This is a genomic window from Winogradskya humida (genome assembly GCF_016862215.1).
GTDB classification, from domain to species: domain Bacteria; phylum Actinomycetota; class Actinomycetes; order Mycobacteriales; family Micromonosporaceae; genus Actinoplanes; species Actinoplanes humidus.
The window spans coordinates 150,145-167,034 of sequence record NZ_BOMN01000041.1; the positions used below are offsets into that span (position 1 = coordinate 150,145).

The following is a 16,890-nucleotide window of genomic DNA, read 5'->3' on the forward strand; positions in this document are numbered from 1 at the left end:
ATGCACGTCATTCGATACCAGATATAGATCGAATCTGTGAGCCGCGGCTCAATTTTTACCTGATGGATACAAGCGGGTGTGAGGGATCTTCGCGTCGGGTAAGCGGCGAGCCGACATGCACAGGAGGTGCCCATGGGCGGACTCGTGGCTGAAGGGCCCGGGCTACGGCTCGATCTCGACGTATTCGACTACCTGATCCTCGCGATCTACTTCGCGACGGTGCTGGGGATCGGATTCGCCGCTCGCAGAGCGATCACATCAAGCTCCGACTTCTTTCTCTCCGGCAGATCCATGCCGGCCTGGGTGACGGGCATCGCCTTCGTCTCCGCCAACCTGGGCGCGCTCGAGATCATCGGCATGGCCGCCAACGGCGCCCAGTACGGCCTGATGACCCTGCACTACTACTGGATCGGCGCCGTGCCGGCCATGGTCTTCCTCGGCATCGTGATGATGCCCTTCTACTACGGGTCGAAGGTCCGCAGCGTCCCCGAGTTCCTGCGGCGGCGCTTCAACACCCCGACCCACCTGCTGAACGCGATCATCTTCGCGATCGCCCAGGTCCTCATCGCCGGCGTCAACCTCTACGCCCTCGCGCTGATCCTGGACGCGCTGCTGAACTGGCCGCTCTGGCTGTCGATCGTCATCGGCGCCGCGATCGTGCTGACGTACATCAGCATCGGCGGGCTCTCCTCGGCGATCTACAACGAGGTGCTGCAGTTCTTCGTGATCCTCGCGGGCCTGCTGCCGCTCACCATCGTCGGCCTGGTCAAGGTCGGCGGCATCGACGGGTTGTTCGACAAGGTCCGCAACAGCGACCTCGGGGACGCCGCGCTGCATACCTGGCAGGGGACGGCCAACTCCGGGAACCCACTGGGCGCCAACTGGATCGGCATCGTCTTCGGCCTGGGCTTCGTGCTCTCCTTCGGCTACTGGACGACGAACTTCGCCGAGGTGCAGCGGGCGCTCTCGGCCAAGGACATGAGCGCGGCCCGGCGTACCCCGATCATCGGTGCCTTCCCGAAGCTGCTGATCCCGGCCGTGACGGTCATCCCCGGCCTGGTCGCCGTGGTCACCGTGAAGGGCCTGGGCGCCTCGTCCGGCGACCTGACCTACAACAACTCGATCCCGCTGCTGATGCGGGACCTGCTGCCCAACGGCGTGCTCGGCGTCGCGGTGACCGGTCTGGTCGCGTCGTTCATGGCCGGTATGGCGGCGAACGTGAGCGGTTTCAATACCGTCTTCACGTACGACCTGTGGCAGACCTACGTGCGCAAGGGCCGCTCGGACGAGTACTACCTGCGGGTCGGCCGGTGGGCCACGGTCGGCGGCATCATCATCAGCATCGGTACGGCGTTCATCGCGTCCGGCTACGACAACATCATGAACTACATCCAGGCGCTGTTCTCACTGATCAACGCCCCGTTGTTCGCGACGTTCATCGTCGGCATGTTCTGGAAGCGGATGAGCGCTCCGGCGGGCTTCTGGTCGCTGCTGCTCGGCACGCTGTCCTCGCTCACGCTCTACCTGCTCTACCTCGGCGACGTGGTGAAGTTCAACTCCGACCTCTCGGAGAGCTTCTGGGGCGCCGGGCTGGCGTTCACCACCGCCGTCGTGGTCGCCGTGCTGGTCACCCTGGTCACCAAGCCGAAGCCGGAGAACGATCTTCGCGGCCTGGTCTACGGCCTCGCCGGCACCTCCACCTCGGGTGACGCGGTGCTCGCCGCCGACAAGGTCTGGTGGCGCAACCCGGCGCTGCTCGGCGGCATCGCCGTCGTGCTCGCGCTCCTGCTGTACATCCCGGTCTGGTGAGAGGAGCTGTCATGACTGACGACGAGGAACTGAAGAAAAGGTCGGCGGCCGCCAAGCTCTTCGACATCCGCCGGGTGATCGGTGCCCTGTTCGTCGTGTACGGCGTGATCGTCACTTTGCTCGGCATCTTCGACAACCAGTCGGAGATCGACAAGGCCTCGGGCGTACGCATCAACCTCTGGATGGGGCTGGCGATGCTGGCGCTGGGCGGTGTCTTCCTCGCCTGGCAGTGGTGGCGCCCGCCGGTCGCGCCGACCGACGAGGACCTGCAAACCTCGGATGAGACCCCCAGCGGCACCTGAACGGTGACCGGCCTCGACCGTTTGATTGATGGATCGGTGCGGGTCGGGTGCAGCTCGGTTGCACAGCCTCCTCATACCTTCCAGTGAGGGGGCTGTGCTTCCGATACTCAGGGCATGGAACCCCTCGCCTCAGTGAGCCTCGCCAGCAGCGCCTCGCCGCGCCCGGCTGGCTGGCAGATGCAGCTTCGCGTCGACTACGTCGTCAACAAGGTCATGCAGACGCATCGCGGCCAGTCCGAGGATGCGATCACGCGGGCCATTCAGGATCAGCTCCGCAGTGTCGGCGTGGTGCCGAACGGGAGGCAGATCGCCCAGTACGCGGCGGTGATCAGCCAGTTGCCGCTGCTGCCACCCAACAACCGCGCGTGAGACCGCGGGTCCCCTCCCTCAGCCGTCAGGGGGAGGGGAACCGCGGTACTCCGCATCGAAATGCTTGACACGGTCTCTTCATGGCCGGGAGGGTCCACATACGACCTTCCCATCCATGGAGGCCCCACAGATGACAACAGCCCGCTGGGCGACCGCCTGCGCGCTTTCGATCGTGACCGCGGCCGCCGCGGTCATGCCCGGGATCGCACCGGCCGCCGCGGCCCCGCCCGACGACACGCTGGGCGTGTATGTCGGTACTTTCGACGCCGCGCAGTTCCAGAAACTGCGTGATTCCGGAATCGACACCGAGGAGACCGCGGTAACCGCGGCCGCCGACGGCAAACTCACCGTGGAAGCGATCCTCGGCACGAGGCAGGCCCAGGCCCTGATCAAGGGTGGCCTGCCGCTGACCGCGAAACGGGTCAGCGCCAAGGCCAGGGCCAAGGCAGCCGCCGGGCCGACCGTCTTCCGGCCCTACAACACCCAGGGCGGCATCCGCGAGGAGCTGGTGGCCACGGCCGCCGCCAACCCGCGGATCGCGAAGCTCGAGACGATCGGCAGTTCGGTCAACGGTGTTCCGATCCAGGGCATCAAGCTCACCAGGGACGCCCGGACCGTCAAGGACGGCAAACGTCCGGCGGTGCTCTACATGGGCACCCAGCACGCCCGTGAGTGGATCACCCCGGAGATGACCCGCCGGCTGATGCACTACTTCATCGACGGGTACGGCAAGGACAAGACGATCACGAAGCTGATCGACACGACCGAGCTCTATTTCTTCCCGGTCTCGAACGTCGACGGTTACGACTTCACGTTCACGCCGGGCCATCGCCAGTGGCGCAAGAACCTGCGCGACAACAACGGCGACGGGGTCATCACCACCGGCGACGGCGTGGACATCAACCGTAACTTCCCCGAGAAGTGGGGTTACGACAACGAGGGCTCCTCGGACAAGCCGGCGAGCGAGACCTACCGGGGCACCGCGCCGGCTTCCGAGCCGGAGACCCGGGCCTTCGACGGGCTGTTCAGGCGGGTCGGCTTCGAGTTCATGATCAACTATCACTCGGCCGCGGAGCTGCTGCTCTACGGCGTCGGGTGGCAGGTCGACACGCCGAGCCCGGACGACGAGATCTCGGTGGCGCTGGCCGGCGACGACGCGCACTCCGCGATCCCCGGGTACGACCCCGACCTCTCGGCCGAGCTGTACCCGACCAACGGCGAGACCGACGGTCAGGCACAGGTGCGGTACGGCACCATCTCCTTCACCCCGGAGATGAGCACCTGCGCGACCGCGTCGGACCTCGACCCGGACGACGCCTGGAACGCCGATGACTGCGAGAGCATCTTCACGTTCCCGGACGACGAGAAGCTGATCCAGGACGAGTTCGCGAAGAACATCCCGTTCGCGCTCTCGGTCGCGAAGTCGGCGAAGGACCCGGCGAACCCGGTCTCCTCGGTCGGGCGTACGACGCCGGACCTGAAGGCCGACCCGTTCACGGTCTCCTACGGCGCGAAGCAGCAGGTCGCGGTCACGGCCAAGCGCAGCCTCGGCCCGGTCACCCTGCACTACTCCGTCAACGGCGGCCGGGCGAAGACCACCGGCACCAAGGAGTGGAGGGGCGGCGAGCGGTACGGCGACGGCATGGACAAGTACTTCGCCGAGCTGCGCGGCACGGTGAGCGCCAAGCCCGGCGACCGGGTGAAGGTCTGGTTCACCGCCCGTAGGGCGAGCTCCGCGAGCTTCGAGTACCAGGTCGAGCGCAAGATCGGCGGGGACGTGCTGGTGCTCGCCGCCGAGGACGTCACCGGCATCTCGCCGGCCTCGACCGACGGTGCGACCAGTGCCCGCTACGCCGACGAGTACGCCGCGTCACTGCGCAAGGCGGGCAAGAAGGTGGATGTCTACGACCTCGACACCCACGGCGGCGAGGCACCGCACCCGCTCGGCGTGCTCTCGCACTACAAGGCCGTCGTCTGGGAAACCGGTGACGACGTCATCCCGCGCCGCACCGGGCAGCCGGGTGGCACGCTGTCGCGCGCCGCGGTCCAGACCGAGCTGGCCGTGCGTGACTACCTCAACGAGGGCGGCAAGCTGCTCTACGCGGGCCAGAACGCCGGCCTCGCCGAGGGCACCAACGGGTCGTACTACTACCAGCCCGAAGGCCCGGGGGAGTGCCTCGACCGGACGAGCCCGGCCTGCCTGCCGCTGGTCAACGACTTCCAGCAGTACTACCTGGGAGTGAACACCTACGTCGACGGTGGCACCGACACGCACCCGGTGAACGGGACCAACGGCAGGTTCACCGGCTTCACGGGTACGCAGACCGGGCACAGCGCCCTGCTGCTGTCCACGTCCAGCTTCCTGCCGCCGGCGGAGTTCCCGCAGTTCGCCAGCGTCCCGGTGCTGGCGTACGAACTGCCGGGCGCCCAGCCGTACTCGCCGTACGACGGTGCCTGGTACCTCTGGAGCGGTCAGGCGGACGCGTCGTACAAGCGGCTCACCAAGACGGTCGACCTGACCGCCGCAACGGCCGCCCGGCTCAAGTTCCAGACGTCGTTCGACACCGAGGCGGCCTGGGACTTCGTCTTCGTCGAGGCGCACGAGGTGGGCACCGACAACTGGACGACCCTGCCGGACGCCAACGGGCTGACCGACACCTCGACCGGCGACAGCTGCCCCGAGGGTATCGCCGGCCTGCACCCGTTCGTCGCCCACTACCAGGGCGCGGACTGCTCCTCCACGGGAACGACCGGCACGTGGAACGCCGCGAGCGGTAACAGCGGCGGATGGAAGGAGTTCGATGCCGATCTGTCCGCGTACGCGGGCAAGAAGGTCGAGCTCTCGATCTCGTACATGACGGACTGGGGCACCCAGGGGCTCGGCGTCTTCGTCGACAGCCCCCGGATCGAGGCCGGCACCACGGTCGTCGACCAGACGTCGTTCGAGACCGACCTCGGCGGCTGGACGGTCGCGGGCCCGCCCGCGGGCAGCTCGGCCAACGGCAACGACTGGGAGCGCAGCCAGCAGGCGTTCGAGTCCGGTGCCGCGATCGCCACCGCCGACACCGTCTATGTGGCCTTCGGCCTCGAGACGCTGACGGCCACCCAGCGCGACGATCTGGTCCGCCGGGCCCTGAAGCACCTGAAGGTGTGACCCGGGGGCGGTGAATCCGCCAATCGGCAGTCCGCGCCGCGCGCTTCGTCTAGACATGAGGCGCGCGGCGCGGCTGTCGTGCAGGGCGGAGACATCTCGGTGCGAGCATTCACCCGGCCGTTGCTGGCCGCGTTCCTTGTCGTCGCGGGTGCGGCTGCGGGGATCCAGCCGGCGAACGCCGCCAGGAAACCGGCGTGGAAGCCGTGCCCGGAGGACCGGACGGCGCAGTGCGCCACGGTGCGCGTACCCGTCGACTGGGCCGACCCGTATGGTGCCTCGACCACGATCGCCCTGGCCCGCCGCCAGGCGACCGACCCGAAGTCGCGGATCGGGACGCTGTTCGTCAACCCCGGCGGTCCCGGGGGCTCGGGTGTCGACTTCGCGCTGGACAGCGACTACTTCTTCAGCGCGCAGCTGCGCCGGCGTTTCGACATCGTCGGGTTCGACCCGCGCGGGGTCTCCCGCAGCAACCCGGTGGTGTGCTCCTCGGGGGTGATGGCCGCCGCGCCGCCTATGTTTCTCTCCGACGCCGTCCGCTACAACCGCAACGTCACGTTCAACCGCCGGCTCGCCGCGGACTGCGCGAAGCGGACCGGGCCGGTCTTCGGCCACCTCGACATGCTCAGCGTCACCCAGGACATGGACGCGGTCCGCGCAGCCCTCGGTGAGCGGCGGATCAGCTTCTACGGCGCGTCGTACGGCACCCTGCTGGGCGAGCAGTACGCCGAGCGCTACCCGTCCCGGGTCCGCGCCCTGGTGCTGGACAGCGTGATGGACCACAGCGGCACCACCACCGGCTTCCTCACCGACGAGACCAAGACGGCGCAGGACTCCTTCGACGAGTTCGTGAAGTGGTGCGCCCGCAGCACCGAGTGCGCCCTGCACGGCAGCGATGTGCGGCGCGTCTGGGCCGCGCTGCTGAAACGGGCCCGGCTCGGCACCCTACGCGATCCGTTCGAGCCGGAATACCGGATCCGGGTGCTCGACCTGCTCGACGTCGCATTCAGCTCGTTCTACGACCCGCAGTGGCACGCGCTCGCCCTCTACCTGAAGGAAGCGAATTCCTTGAAGGAAGCGACCGCCGTCCCGAAGCCGGGCGGCCGGCACGCCGTGGTGGAGATCGAGAACAGCTTTCCGGCGATCTTCTGCTCCGACTGGACGATGCGCGTCTCCGGGTGGACCGAGCTGCGGGTACGGCTGGCGCGGCTGGCGAGCACCCATCCGCAGATGCCCGTGTCCCCGCTCGCCATGACCGCGCTCGCCGGTTGCCTGGGCGCGCCGGTCGCGACGGCGAACCCGCAGCGGCGGCTCAGCCCCGCCCGGACCGGTGGCCGGGTGCTGCTGATCAACTCCCGGCATGACCCGGCCACCCCGCACGTCTGGGCGGAACGGGTCGCCGCTCAGCTCGGCCCGGCTGCGACGCTCGTCACGTATGAGGGGTGGGGGCACGTCGCGTACGGCCGCAGCAAGTGCGTGAATGCCCTGGTGGACGGCTATCTGCTGACCGGGCGTACCCCGGCTGCGGGCACGACCTGCCCCGGTGTGGAACCGGCGGCCACCGGCGTGGGCGGGAGAGGGGTATCGTTAGCCAGGCTAAATACCTGGTCACCGGAGGAGGGCGTGGTTGAGCCGCCGAGCGCCCAAGGCGTCCATCGATCCCGACACCCGTAAGACCTGGCTGCGCCGCGCGTTGCCGCTGGTCGAAGCGCATCGTGTAGTCCTCGCCGCCTCGCTGCTGCTGTCGTTCGCCGGGTTGGTCGTGCAGGTGCAGATCCCCAACCTGCTGCGCATCGGCATCGACAAGGCCATCGTCGACCGCACTGCGCAGCTCTCCACGTATGTGTGGTGGATCGCCGGTCTCGCCCTGCTCCAGGGGCTGATCAACTATCTGGCCCGGCTCTACCTGCTGCGCACCGCGTACGAGATCGAGTACGACCTGCGCAACATCGTCTACAGCCACCTCGTCCGGATGCCGTTCGGCTTCTTCGACCGGGTCCAGTCCGGTGAGCTGATGTCGCGGTCCAGCTCCGACATCCGGGCCGTGCAGATGTACCTGTCGTTCGGCCCGTCGATCCTGGTCCAGTGTCTGATCGCGGTGGTGGCGTTCGGGCTGATGCTCTCCATCGACGTGCCGCTGGCGATCGTCGCGATGGCCACGATGCCGGTCATCGGCTTCCTGGGCGTCGGCATGCGCAAGGCGATCTTCCCGATCTCCTGGCTGATCCAGGCGCGGCTGGCCGGGATGGCCACGATCGTCGACGAGAACATCCAGGGCGTGCGTATCGTCAAGGCGTTCGCCGCCGAGGGCCGCCAGCTCCGCTCGCTCGGGGAGTCCGCCGACAAGATCCGGTGGGCCTATCTGCAGGACGCGCGGATCCGCAGCCGGTGGACGCCGGTGCTGGACAACCTGCCCCGGCTCGGCCTGGCGCTGGTGCTGCTGGTCGGCGGCATCATGGTCATCCGCGGCGGCACCACGGTCGGCACGATCGTCGCGTTCAACTCCTACGTGCTGATGCTCCAGCCGCCGTTCCGGCTGCTCGGCATGATGATCATGCTGGGGCAGCGGGCCTCGGCGTCCGCGCGGCGCATCTACGAGATCCTCGACACGCCCAGTGACATCGTCGACGGGCCCGAGCCGCTGGATGTGCCGCTGAAGGGGGACGTGCGGTTCGAGGGGGTGCGGTTCGCGTACCCCAATGGAACGCCCGCGCTCGACGGCCTGGACCTGCACATCCGCCCGGGGGAGACGGTGGCCGTGGTCGGCGCGACCGGCAGTGGCAAGTCCACCCTGGGCCGGTTGCTCGGCCGCTTCTACGACGTCACCGAGGGCAGCGTCACCATCGACGGCCACGACGTCCGGGAGCTGCGCCTGGCGTCGCTGCGCGAGCAGGTCGGCATCGTGCCGGACGAGCCGTTCCTGTTCAGCCTCTCGATCCACGACAACATCGCCTACGGCCGGCCGGGCGCGACCCGCGACGAGGTGATCGAGGCTGCACGCGCGGCCGGCGCCGACGACTTCGTCCGCAAGCTGCCCGAGGGCTACGACGCCGTGGTCGGCGAGCGCGGCTACACCCTCTCCGGCGGCCAGCGTCAGCGCCTCGCGATCGCCCGCGCGCTGCTGGTCAACCCGCCGATCCTGGTCCTCGACGACGCCACCAGCGCCGTCGACGTCACCGTCGAGCAGGCCATCCACGAGTCGCTGGCGCAGCGGATGGCGGGTCGCACCACCCTGATCGTGGCGCACCGCCTCTCCACCATCGGCCTCGCCGAGCGCGTCGTGCTCATGGAGGGCGGCCGGGTGATCGCCGACGGCACCCACGAGTCCCTGCTCGCCACCGAGCCCCGCTACGCCCGGGTCCTCGCGGTTTTTGAAAAGACGGAAGCATGAGCATGTTCGGCGGCGGGTTCGGCGGCTTCAACGCCGGTGGGCACTCCTCGGTCGGCGCGGCCGGGAAGAAGGGCAACGGCCTCCCGTTCTCCGGCATCCCCACCGAGCTCGCCGAGGGCGTGGCCAAGCTGGAGAGCCGCGAGCCGGACCACGGCGACCCGGACGTCAGCTTCGACCCGGTCGCCGACCGCGGTGGGCGGGTCGCCATCATGCGGCTGCTGGCCGGCCGGCCCCGGCTGCTGATCGCCGCCGCGATCGCCGTCGTGGTGGAGACCTTGCTGCTGCAGGTCGGCCCGTTCCTGCTGCAGATCGGCATCGACCACGGCATCACCGGCCGGAACATGCCGATCCTGATCGGCGCGACGGCCGCCTTCGTCGCCGCCGTGCTCCTCACCGGCGTGGCGACCGCCGCCCGGATGCGCCAGAGCGGCAAGCTTGCCGCATCGACCACCCGTGACCTGCGGATCCGCATCTTCGCGCACCTGCAGCGGATGTCGCTCGACTACTACACCACCGAGAAGGCCGGCGTCACGATGACCCGGATGACCTCGGACGTCGAGGCGTTGCAGAGCCTGATCGGCGACGGGTTCGCGCAGTTCGGCATCCAGGCGCTGACCATGGTCGTGGTCACCGCGGTGCTCTTCCACTACAACGCCGAGCTGGCGATCATCACGTTGCTGCTGGTCGTGCCGCCGTTGCTGCTGCTCTCGCTGTGGTTCCGCCGGGCCGCCGACAAGGGCTACGAGCGCCAGCGCGACGCGATCGCCACGATGTTCGCCGACCTGTCCGAGAGCCTCAACGGCGTACGTGTGGTCACCGCCCACAACCGCCAGGAGCGCAACATCGTCGCCCACCGCGAGGTGGTCGGCGCCTACCGCGACGCGAACGACTTCACCGGCCGGATCAACGCGATCTACGGCCCCGGCTCGTCGGTCGTCGGCCTGCTCGGGATGGCCGCGCTGCTGTTCCTCGGCGGCCGGATGGTGCTGCGCGGCTCGCTGACCATCGGCGAGCTCAGCGCGTTCGTGCTCTACCTCAACGCGTTCTTCGCGCCGGTCCAGCAGCTCGTCCAGCTCTACACCCAGTACCAGCAGGCCCGCGCCGCCGTCGGCAAGATCAACACCCTGCTCACCTCGGCCCCATCGGTCCGGTCGGCCCCACAAGCCACCCCACTTCCGTCGGTACGCGGTGAGCTCGTCTTCGACGACGTGACGTTCGAATACCTCCCCGGCCGGCCGGTGCTGAGCCACGTCAACCTGCGCATCGAACCGGGCGAGACCGTCGCCTGCGTCGGGCCCACCGGCGCCGGCAAGTCCACCCTCGCGAAGCTGGTCACCCGGCTCTACGACCCGACCGGCGGCCGCATCCTCATCGACGGCCACGACCTGCGCGACATCACCCTGGAGTCGCTGCGCGCGCAGATCGGCGTCGTGCCGCAGGAGCCGTTCCTGTTCGCCGGCACCCTGCGGGACAACATCGCCTTCGCCCGCCCGGAGGCCACCGACGCGCAGGTGTGGGCCGCCGTCGACGCGGTCGGCCTGCGCGAGCTGGTCGAACGCTCCCCGGACGGCCTGCTCACCGCGCTGCACGAGCGCGGCCAGTCGGTGTCGTCGGGGGAGCGGCAACTGCTCGCGCTGGCCCGCGCGTTCCTGGCCGAGCCCCGGGTCGTTGTGCTCGACGAGGCGACCTCCAGCCTGGACCTGCGCAGCGAGCTGCGGGTCGAGGCCGCGCTGGACCAGCTGCTCGAGGGCCGCACGGCGATCCTCGTCGCGCACCGGCTCTCCACCGCCATGCGCGCCGACCGGATCATCGTCGTCGACGACCTCGGCATCATCGAGTCGGGCAGCCACGACGCCCTGGTCGCCGCCGACGGCCGCTACGCCGAGATGTACCGGACTTGGTCATCGGGCGTGTCCCGGGTTGTGCCCGACGGCTCCTGACGGTAGGCAGGGGGTGACTGTCCACTCTCCACCCAGCCTTCCGGAGGCCCGATGAGGTTCACCCTCGCGCTCGCCACCACCTGTTCTGTTGTTCTCGCGTCGGCCGTCCCCGCGTCCGCTTCCGCTTCCGCGTCCGCTTCCGCGTCCGCTTCCGCGTCCGCTTCCGCGTCCGCTGTCTCGTCCACCGCCATCGGGCACGGCGGAGCCGGCGCCACGGCCGCCCCCACCGCCGTCGGGTACGGCGGGGCCGTCGCCACGGTCGACCCCACGGCCACCGCCGTCGGCCTGGAGGTTCTGCGCAAGGGCGGCAACGCGGTCGACGCCGCCGTGGCCACCGCCGCAGCGCTCGGCGTCACCGAACCGTTCTCCGCGGGCATCGGCGGCGGCGGATTCTTCGTCTACTACGACGCCAAGCGCAAGACGGTCAGCACGATCGACGGGCGCGAGTCCGGGCCCGCCACGATGACCGAGAACATCTTCGTCGACCCGGCGGACGGGTTGCCGTACGACTTCCAGGAGGCCCGGGTCAGCGGCCTCTCCGTCGGCACCCCCGGCAGCCTCGCCACCTGGGAGGCCGCCACGAAGAAGTGGGGCACGAAGTCGCTGAGCAGCCTGCTGCAGCCGGCCGCCGCAGTGGCCGACAGGGGCTTCCCGGTCGACGCGACGTTCCGCCAGCAGATCACCGACAACGCGGCCGCATTCGGGCAGTTCGACGCGACCAAGAAGCTGTACCTGCCCGGTGGCGCGCCGCCCGTGGTCGGCAGCACCCAGCGCAACCCCGACCTCGCGGACACGTACAGGCTGATCGCCAAGCGCGGCACCGACGTCTTCTACAAGGGTGCGGTCGGCGCCGACATCGTGCGTACCGTCCAGCACCCGCAGGTCTCGTCGACGCCGGTCGGCACGTGGGCGTACCCGATCCGCCCCGGTGACCTGCGTCTTTCCGACCTCGCGAAGTACCGGGTGAACTTCCCGGCACCGACCACGTCGGACTACCGCGGGCTCACCGTCTACGGAATGTCGACCCCGTCCAGCGGCGGCACCACGGTCGGCGAGGCCCTCAACATCCTCGAGAAGACCGACCTGTCGAAGGTCTCCACCACCCAGGCGCTGCATCAGTACGCCGAATCGACCGCACTCTCGTTCGCCGACCGGAACCGGTACGTGGGGGCGTACACCTCGCAGTCGGTCCTGAAAAAGCTCCTGAGCGACCGGTGGGCCGGACAGCGGGCCTGCCAGATCGACCCGGCACACGCCCTGGTCAAGCCCGTCCCGCCGGGTGACCTCAACGCCACCGGCTGCACCCCGGCGAAGGCCGGCGCCCCGGTCGAGGAGGGTCAGAGCACCACCAACCTCACGGTCACCGACCGCTGGGGCAACATCGTCGAATACACGCTCACCATCGAGCAGACCGGCGGCAACGCCATGGTCGTCCCCGGCCGCGGCTTCCTGCTCAACAACGAACTGACCGACTTCAACTTCACGGGTACGCAGGGCACGGCCCCGGACCCGAATCTCCCCGGCCCGAACAAGCGCCCCCGCAGCTCGATGTCCCCGACCATCGTCCTCAAGCACGGCAAGCCGTTCCTCGCCCTCGGCTCCCCCGGCGGCGCGACCATCATCACCACGGTCCTGCAGATCCTGATCAACCGGGTCGACCTGGGCCTGACCCTGCCGCAGGCCATGGCGGCGCCCCGCGCGTCGCAGCGCAACAGTGCGGGCATCCAGGCCGAACCCGCCTTCCACCAGCAGTACGGCCCGGGTCTCGAAGCCCTCGGCCACACGTTCGGCCCTGACGTCGCCGAGCTGGGCGCTGCTACCGCGATCGAGTTCACGGGCTACGGCGGCGTCATCGCCACCGCCGAGCCGGTGCGGCGCGGTGGCGGCTCGGCCGCTGTGGTCAAGCCGAAGCGCTGACGTTCCCGCCCGGGGCGCCCTGTATCTGGCGTCCCGGGTCCGTCATCTTGCCCGGCCGGCCGGTCGTTCTCGGCCGGCGCGGCTCCGCTCGGGTCTACCGGCCGGCGGCGTAACCCTGCATTCCGCGGGGGTTCGCCGCCGCGGAGAGCAGCCCGGTCCCCGGATCGCGCAGGACGGCGGACAACCTGCCAAGGCTCCATGGCCCGGCAACCGTGACGTCATGCCCACGCCGGCATAGACCTTCGATCACGTCGCTGCCCAGACGGTCCTCGACGACCACACCCGTCGGCGTCCAGTGCCGCGGCCAGAACGACTGGGCGACGGCCGTGGTGTGGAACATCGGCGCCTCGATCGCCTCCTGCGGGTTGTATCCACCCACGAGCGTGCGCAGCAGATAGACCAGCTGCCACTGATCCTGCTGATCACCACCGGGCGACCCGAGCGCGGAGACAGCCACGCCGTTCCTGCTCAGGACCGTCGGCGACAACGTGGTGCGGGGGCGTCTGCCGGGTTTCAGCGCGGACGGGCTCGCCGGGTCCAGCCAGGTCATCTGCAACCGTGTCCCGAGACAGAACCCCAGCTCCGGGATCGTCGGATTCGACTGCAACCAGCCACCCGACGGGGTCGCCGACACCATGTTGCCGTGCCGGTCGACCACGTCGATGTGCGAGGTGTCCCCTTTGGTCACACCGGTCGGCCGTACGGTGGGCTCACCCGTGCCCGCGCTCTCCTCCCGGTCGCCGGTGCTCCGAAGTGGCACACGGTATGGCTCGACGCCCCGGATCGTGCCGGGCCGCCACACCCCCGACGCCTCGCCGGTGATGAGCGCGGCGCGAGACCTGGCGTACTCAGGGGTGAGAAGTTGCCGTAGCAGTTCGTGGTTGTCCGCGGCATCGCCGTAATAGGCATCCCGATCGGCCATCGCGAGCTTGAGCGCCTCGACGACGTTGTGCACCCCGATCTCCGTCGACGGATCAAGCTCGGCATCACCGAACGTGTCCAGAATCGCCAACGCCTGAAGCAGAACCGGCCCCTGCGCCCAGAACGACGCCTTGGCAATGACATGCCCCCGGAACTCGATCTCCACGGGCTCCTCAGCCACGACCCGGAAGCCCGCAAAGTCCGCCGCTTCAACAACCCCGGCATAGTCCCCGCCGTCGGAGTGCCGATGAACCCGCCCCGCAAACGCAGCAGCCTCGTCCGCCACAAACCCGGTCTTCCACTCCCGCAGCACATCGTCAATCCGCGCAGTCCGACTCGTAGCGTCGCCGGCCGCCTCAACCAGCCGCCGCAGCGTCCGCGCATACCCGGGAAGCCTCACCACCTGCCCGGCCGCCGGAACCTCACCGTCAACCAGCCACGTCGCAGCGGAACTCGGCCAATGCTCCCGAAAGTGATCCGCCATCGTCGCGATGGTCCGCGCCGCCGCCGGCCCAAGAGGCTGACCCACCTCGGCATAGTGGATCGCGTACGCGAGCACATCGGCGACATCCCAGCTCCCGTGCTCCCGCAACATCCACAACCAAGCCTCAACAGCCCCCGGCACCGCCGCAGCCAGCGCCCCCGACCCAGGAACAGCCGAAAGCCCCACCCCGACGTAATGCTCAACGGTCGCCCGCCGCGGCGCCGCCCCCTGCCCGGCAACAACGGCAACATCCGCCCCGACCGGCGCCACCATCGCCACCATGTCCCCGCCGGCACCATTCAGATGCGGCTCAACCACATGCATGACAAACCCCGCCGCCACCGCCGCATCAAACGCGTTCCCACCCCGCTCAAGCACCGCCTGCGCCACCCCGGTCGCCACCCAGTGAGTGGTAGCCGCCATCCCGAACGACCCCTGCAACAACGGCCGCCCCAGATCCCCGGCCGGCTCAACGAATTTCAAGTTCTCCCGCATCGAAGCGAGACTAGACCGCCCCGGCCGGGTTGCCATCGACGTGATGCATGTGTGCAAACTTGACCTATGCCTAGCTGTCGCGAATCTGGTGTGGACTGGTTCGATCGCTCCGAGGTCTCTCTGAGTCTGTGGCCCAGTCGGGCGCCCGCGCTGCATCAGCGCCCGTATCGATTGCACGGCGGAGTGCCCCCTGGCGGCATGAATAAGAAAGGGGCAGGGGGCGTCTACGATGTATCGGGTTTCCCGGTCGAGGTCGTCGGCGGTCGGGACGAACTCGGAAAGCACCGCGTAAAGAAGCGGAGTGGTCCCGGAAACGGCACGAGAGATCGTCGACTGCAAAACACCGTATGCTTCGGCGAGTTCTGCTTGGACGCGATTGCGTCGTAAATATGCCGGGGTGATGACCACAGCCCGGCAGAGACAATGTTTTTCGTAAGATGTTGTGTGGTAACTCTATCCTACCGACGGGCGAGCCGCCTTCTCCTTCCTGGCTCTACCGTGGATTGCCGGGCCCTTGCTGAATAAGCCTCAAGGTGACCCCCTCGCGTCGGCATGTCCGGGCGCCAGCCGCTCGCCTCGTCGTGAGGCTGCTCGGCCCGCGGATCGCGGCAAAGAAGGGCCTCGGACGGCATCGATGCGGGCTTTGTCGTGGCGTCATCGGGGCGGGTCGCCGGCGTCGCTTCGCCTGAGGGGCCCGGTCTTCGAGCAGAGTCTTGGGTGGATGCGCGGCGTCATCGGCGGTTTGCCTGAAGAAGGCCCGGTGCCGGCGGGTCAGCAGACGGCGGCGTGCGTCAGCAGACGGCGGCGTGCTTCACCTGCCAGCGGTTGGTGAAACGGGTCCAGTCGAACAGTTCACCCGCGGCGCGCCTGCGGTCACGTTCGTACGCGGCGTCGGCGCAGGCCTGCGTGGTGTTCGCCGCACTGAACAAGGCACGTGCCGCCTCGATCCACATGACTTTGCCGTCCGGTGTCCGCGCTTCGGGGGAGTCGCGTCGCAGGCGGGCGGTATGACCCAGGGCTTTACCGAAAGCGCGCCGGACCCGGTGTTCACGCCGGAACACTTCGGTTGCCGCGGAGTAATTTCGGCGCTTGGTGGGGTCGCGTAGCCAAGACAATTCGACTGGCGTAAAAATTTCCAGCTGCGTGTATTGCACTCCTTGATACTTCTCGGACAACGGCATGATCGGAAGGGGTGAGTGTGCCATTGCCGGGTTGATGTAGATCACAGGAATGCGAATAGCAGATGGCGAGTAATTGGGTAGCCGGAATTCAGTGGTGGGTGGGTTCCGGGACGGCGATGATTGCTGGGCGGGTGCGTTATGACACAGGGAGGATTGTTCAGGACGGGTGAGATCAGGTCGTCCATCTGGCGCTCAAGGTAGGTCCTGAACAACCCTCGTTGTGCTCGATGCCGGGCGATCGTGCGTGATGGCGAGGAGGTTGCCGCATTCGACTGTCAGACCGCGACGGCGATGGTGAGGGCGCCGGCTGTGACGAGGACTGCTGCCCAGAGGCGGTCGATGGTGAACCAGGGGCGGGTGGCTACGGGGCGGCCGACGAAGTGGTGGACCGTTAGGGCGCAGGCTGCCATGACCGCGAGCATTGACGCCGTGTGGACGCCTGCCGCGAGGAGGCCGGTGAGCGCTCCGCCGCCTGGTGAGGCGTCGGGCGTGTGGGACATGTGGTTGCCGGTCGTGACCATCGGGACGGTGAGCAGGACCGGGAGGAGCATGAGGCCGGCTCCGTGGGCCGAGGACATCAGGAAGGACCAGCCGGCGAGTTGGCCGGCTGAGAGGCGCATGCCGGTCCAGCGGAAGTGGCGGGTGGAGAGTAACTGCCACAGGCCGAAGGTCACCAGGAGTACGCCGCCCGCGATCGCGATCACGTTGGCTGCGACGACCGAGGCCGTTGCCGAGACCACTGCCGCGACGATGGCTACCGAGGCGAGGTGGCCGGCGGCGATGGGGAGCAGGGCGGTCAGCATGCGCGTACGGCTGGAATCCTGGATGCCGCGGGCGACTGCGAAGAGCCAGCCCATCGCCGGGTTGAGGCCGTGGAAGGCGCCCAGGGCAGCGAGGGTGATGAGCTGGCCGGGGGACACCTGTTGATGA

The 16,890-nt window shown here is 68.7% G+C and carries 11 protein-coding genes; 8 read left to right on the top strand and 3 right to left on the bottom strand.

What is annotated here, in order from left to right; all coding sequences use genetic code 11:
* Positions 1 to 132: 132 nt before the first annotated feature.
* The 8 genes from Ahu01nite_RS18005 (at position 133) to ggt (ending at position 12,879) form a co-directional block, all read left to right on the top strand.
* The gene (locus tag Ahu01nite_RS18005; RefSeq protein ID WP_203837694.1) at positions 133 to 1,809 is read left to right on the top strand and encodes a sodium:solute symporter family protein; all 1,677 of its coding nucleotides are present in this window, start codon (positions 133 to 135) and stop codon (positions 1,807 to 1,809) included.
* A gap of 11 nt (positions 1,810 to 1,820) precedes the next feature.
* Complete coding sequence (locus tag Ahu01nite_RS18010) at positions 1,821 to 2,111, top strand: hypothetical protein (protein WP_203837695.1); 291 nt, start codon at positions 1,821 to 1,823, stop codon at positions 2,109 to 2,111.
* A gap of 114 nt (positions 2,112 to 2,225) precedes the next feature.
* On the top strand, positions 2,226 to 2,480 hold the full coding sequence (locus tag Ahu01nite_RS18015) for a hypothetical protein (protein WP_239158927.1): 255 nt from the start codon (positions 2,226 to 2,228) through the stop codon (positions 2,478 to 2,480).
* A gap of 130 nt (positions 2,481 to 2,610) precedes the next feature.
* Complete coding sequence (locus tag Ahu01nite_RS18020) at positions 2,611 to 5,634, top strand: M14 family metallopeptidase (protein ID WP_203837696.1); 3,024 nt, start codon at positions 2,611 to 2,613, stop codon at positions 5,632 to 5,634.
* A 99-nt stretch (positions 5,635 to 5,733) separates the two neighbouring features.
* Positions 5,734 to 7,305, top strand: coding sequence for an alpha/beta hydrolase (locus Ahu01nite_RS18025; RefSeq protein WP_203837697.1), 1,572 nt, complete (start codon positions 5,734 to 5,736; stop codon positions 7,303 to 7,305).
* Positions 7,259 to 9,022, top strand: coding sequence for an ABC transporter ATP-binding protein (locus tag Ahu01nite_RS18030; RefSeq protein WP_203837698.1), 1,764 nt, complete (start codon positions 7,259 to 7,261; stop codon positions 9,020 to 9,022). The genes Ahu01nite_RS18025 and Ahu01nite_RS18030 overlap by 47 nt, the downstream gene beginning before the upstream one ends.
* On the top strand, positions 9,019 to 10,962 hold the full coding sequence (locus Ahu01nite_RS18035; protein WP_203837699.1) for an ABC transporter ATP-binding protein: 1,944 nt from the start codon (positions 9,019 to 9,021) through the stop codon (positions 10,960 to 10,962). Before Ahu01nite_RS18030 ends, Ahu01nite_RS18035 begins: the two co-directional genes overlap by 4 nt.
* 51 nt (positions 10,963 to 11,013) lie before the next feature.
* Positions 11,014 to 12,879, top strand: a complete 1,866-nt coding sequence (ggt, locus tag Ahu01nite_RS18040; protein ID WP_203837700.1) for a gamma-glutamyltransferase — start codon at positions 11,014 to 11,016, stop codon at positions 12,877 to 12,879.
* 94 nt (positions 12,880 to 12,973) lie between these two features.
* On the opposite strand, the gene Ahu01nite_RS18045 is transcribed toward ggt, so the two are convergent.
* The 3 genes from Ahu01nite_RS18045 to Ahu01nite_RS18055 form a co-directional block, all read right to left on the bottom strand.
* Positions 12,974 to 14,779: a gamma-glutamyltransferase family protein gene (locus tag Ahu01nite_RS18045; protein ID WP_203837701.1), complete on the bottom strand. Its 1,806-nt coding sequence runs from the start codon at positions 14,777 to 14,779 to the stop codon at positions 12,974 to 12,976.
* A 791-nt stretch (positions 14,780 to 15,570) separates the two neighbouring features.
* Positions 15,571 to 16,005, bottom strand: coding sequence for a hypothetical protein (locus Ahu01nite_RS18050; RefSeq protein ID WP_203837702.1), 435 nt, complete (start codon positions 16,003 to 16,005; stop codon positions 15,571 to 15,573).
* A gap of 230 nt (positions 16,006 to 16,235) precedes the next feature.
* Positions 16,236 to 16,880: a hypothetical protein gene (locus tag Ahu01nite_RS18055; RefSeq protein WP_203837703.1), complete on the bottom strand. Its 645-nt coding sequence runs from the start codon at positions 16,878 to 16,880 to the stop codon at positions 16,236 to 16,238.
* Positions 16,881 to 16,890 lie beyond the last annotated feature (10 nt).

Bases quoted from the DNA above. Each gene is read 5' to 3' on its own strand.
- Ahu01nite_RS18020 (WP_203837696.1), top strand. From the start codon at position 2,611: ATGACAACAGCCCGCTGGGCGACCGCCTGCGCGCTTTCGATCGTGACC.
- Ahu01nite_RS18015 (WP_239158927.1), top strand. From the start codon at position 2,226: ATGGAACCCCTCGCCTCAGTGAGCCTCGCCAGCAGCGCCTCGCCGCGC.
- Ahu01nite_RS18045 (WP_203837701.1), bottom strand. From the start codon at position 14,779: ATGCGGGAGAACTTGAAATTCGTTGAGCCGGCCGGGGATCTGGGGCGG.
- Ahu01nite_RS18005 (WP_203837694.1), top strand. From the start codon at position 133: ATGGGCGGACTCGTGGCTGAAGGGCCCGGGCTACGGCTCGATCTCGAC.
- Ahu01nite_RS18010 (WP_203837695.1), top strand. From the start codon at position 1,821: ATGACTGACGACGAGGAACTGAAGAAAAGGTCGGCGGCCGCCAAGCTC.
- Ahu01nite_RS18035 (WP_203837699.1), top strand. From the start codon at position 9,019: ATGAGCATGTTCGGCGGCGGGTTCGGCGGCTTCAACGCCGGTGGGCAC.
- ggt (WP_203837700.1), top strand. From the start codon at position 11,014: ATGAGGTTCACCCTCGCGCTCGCCACCACCTGTTCTGTTGTTCTCGCG.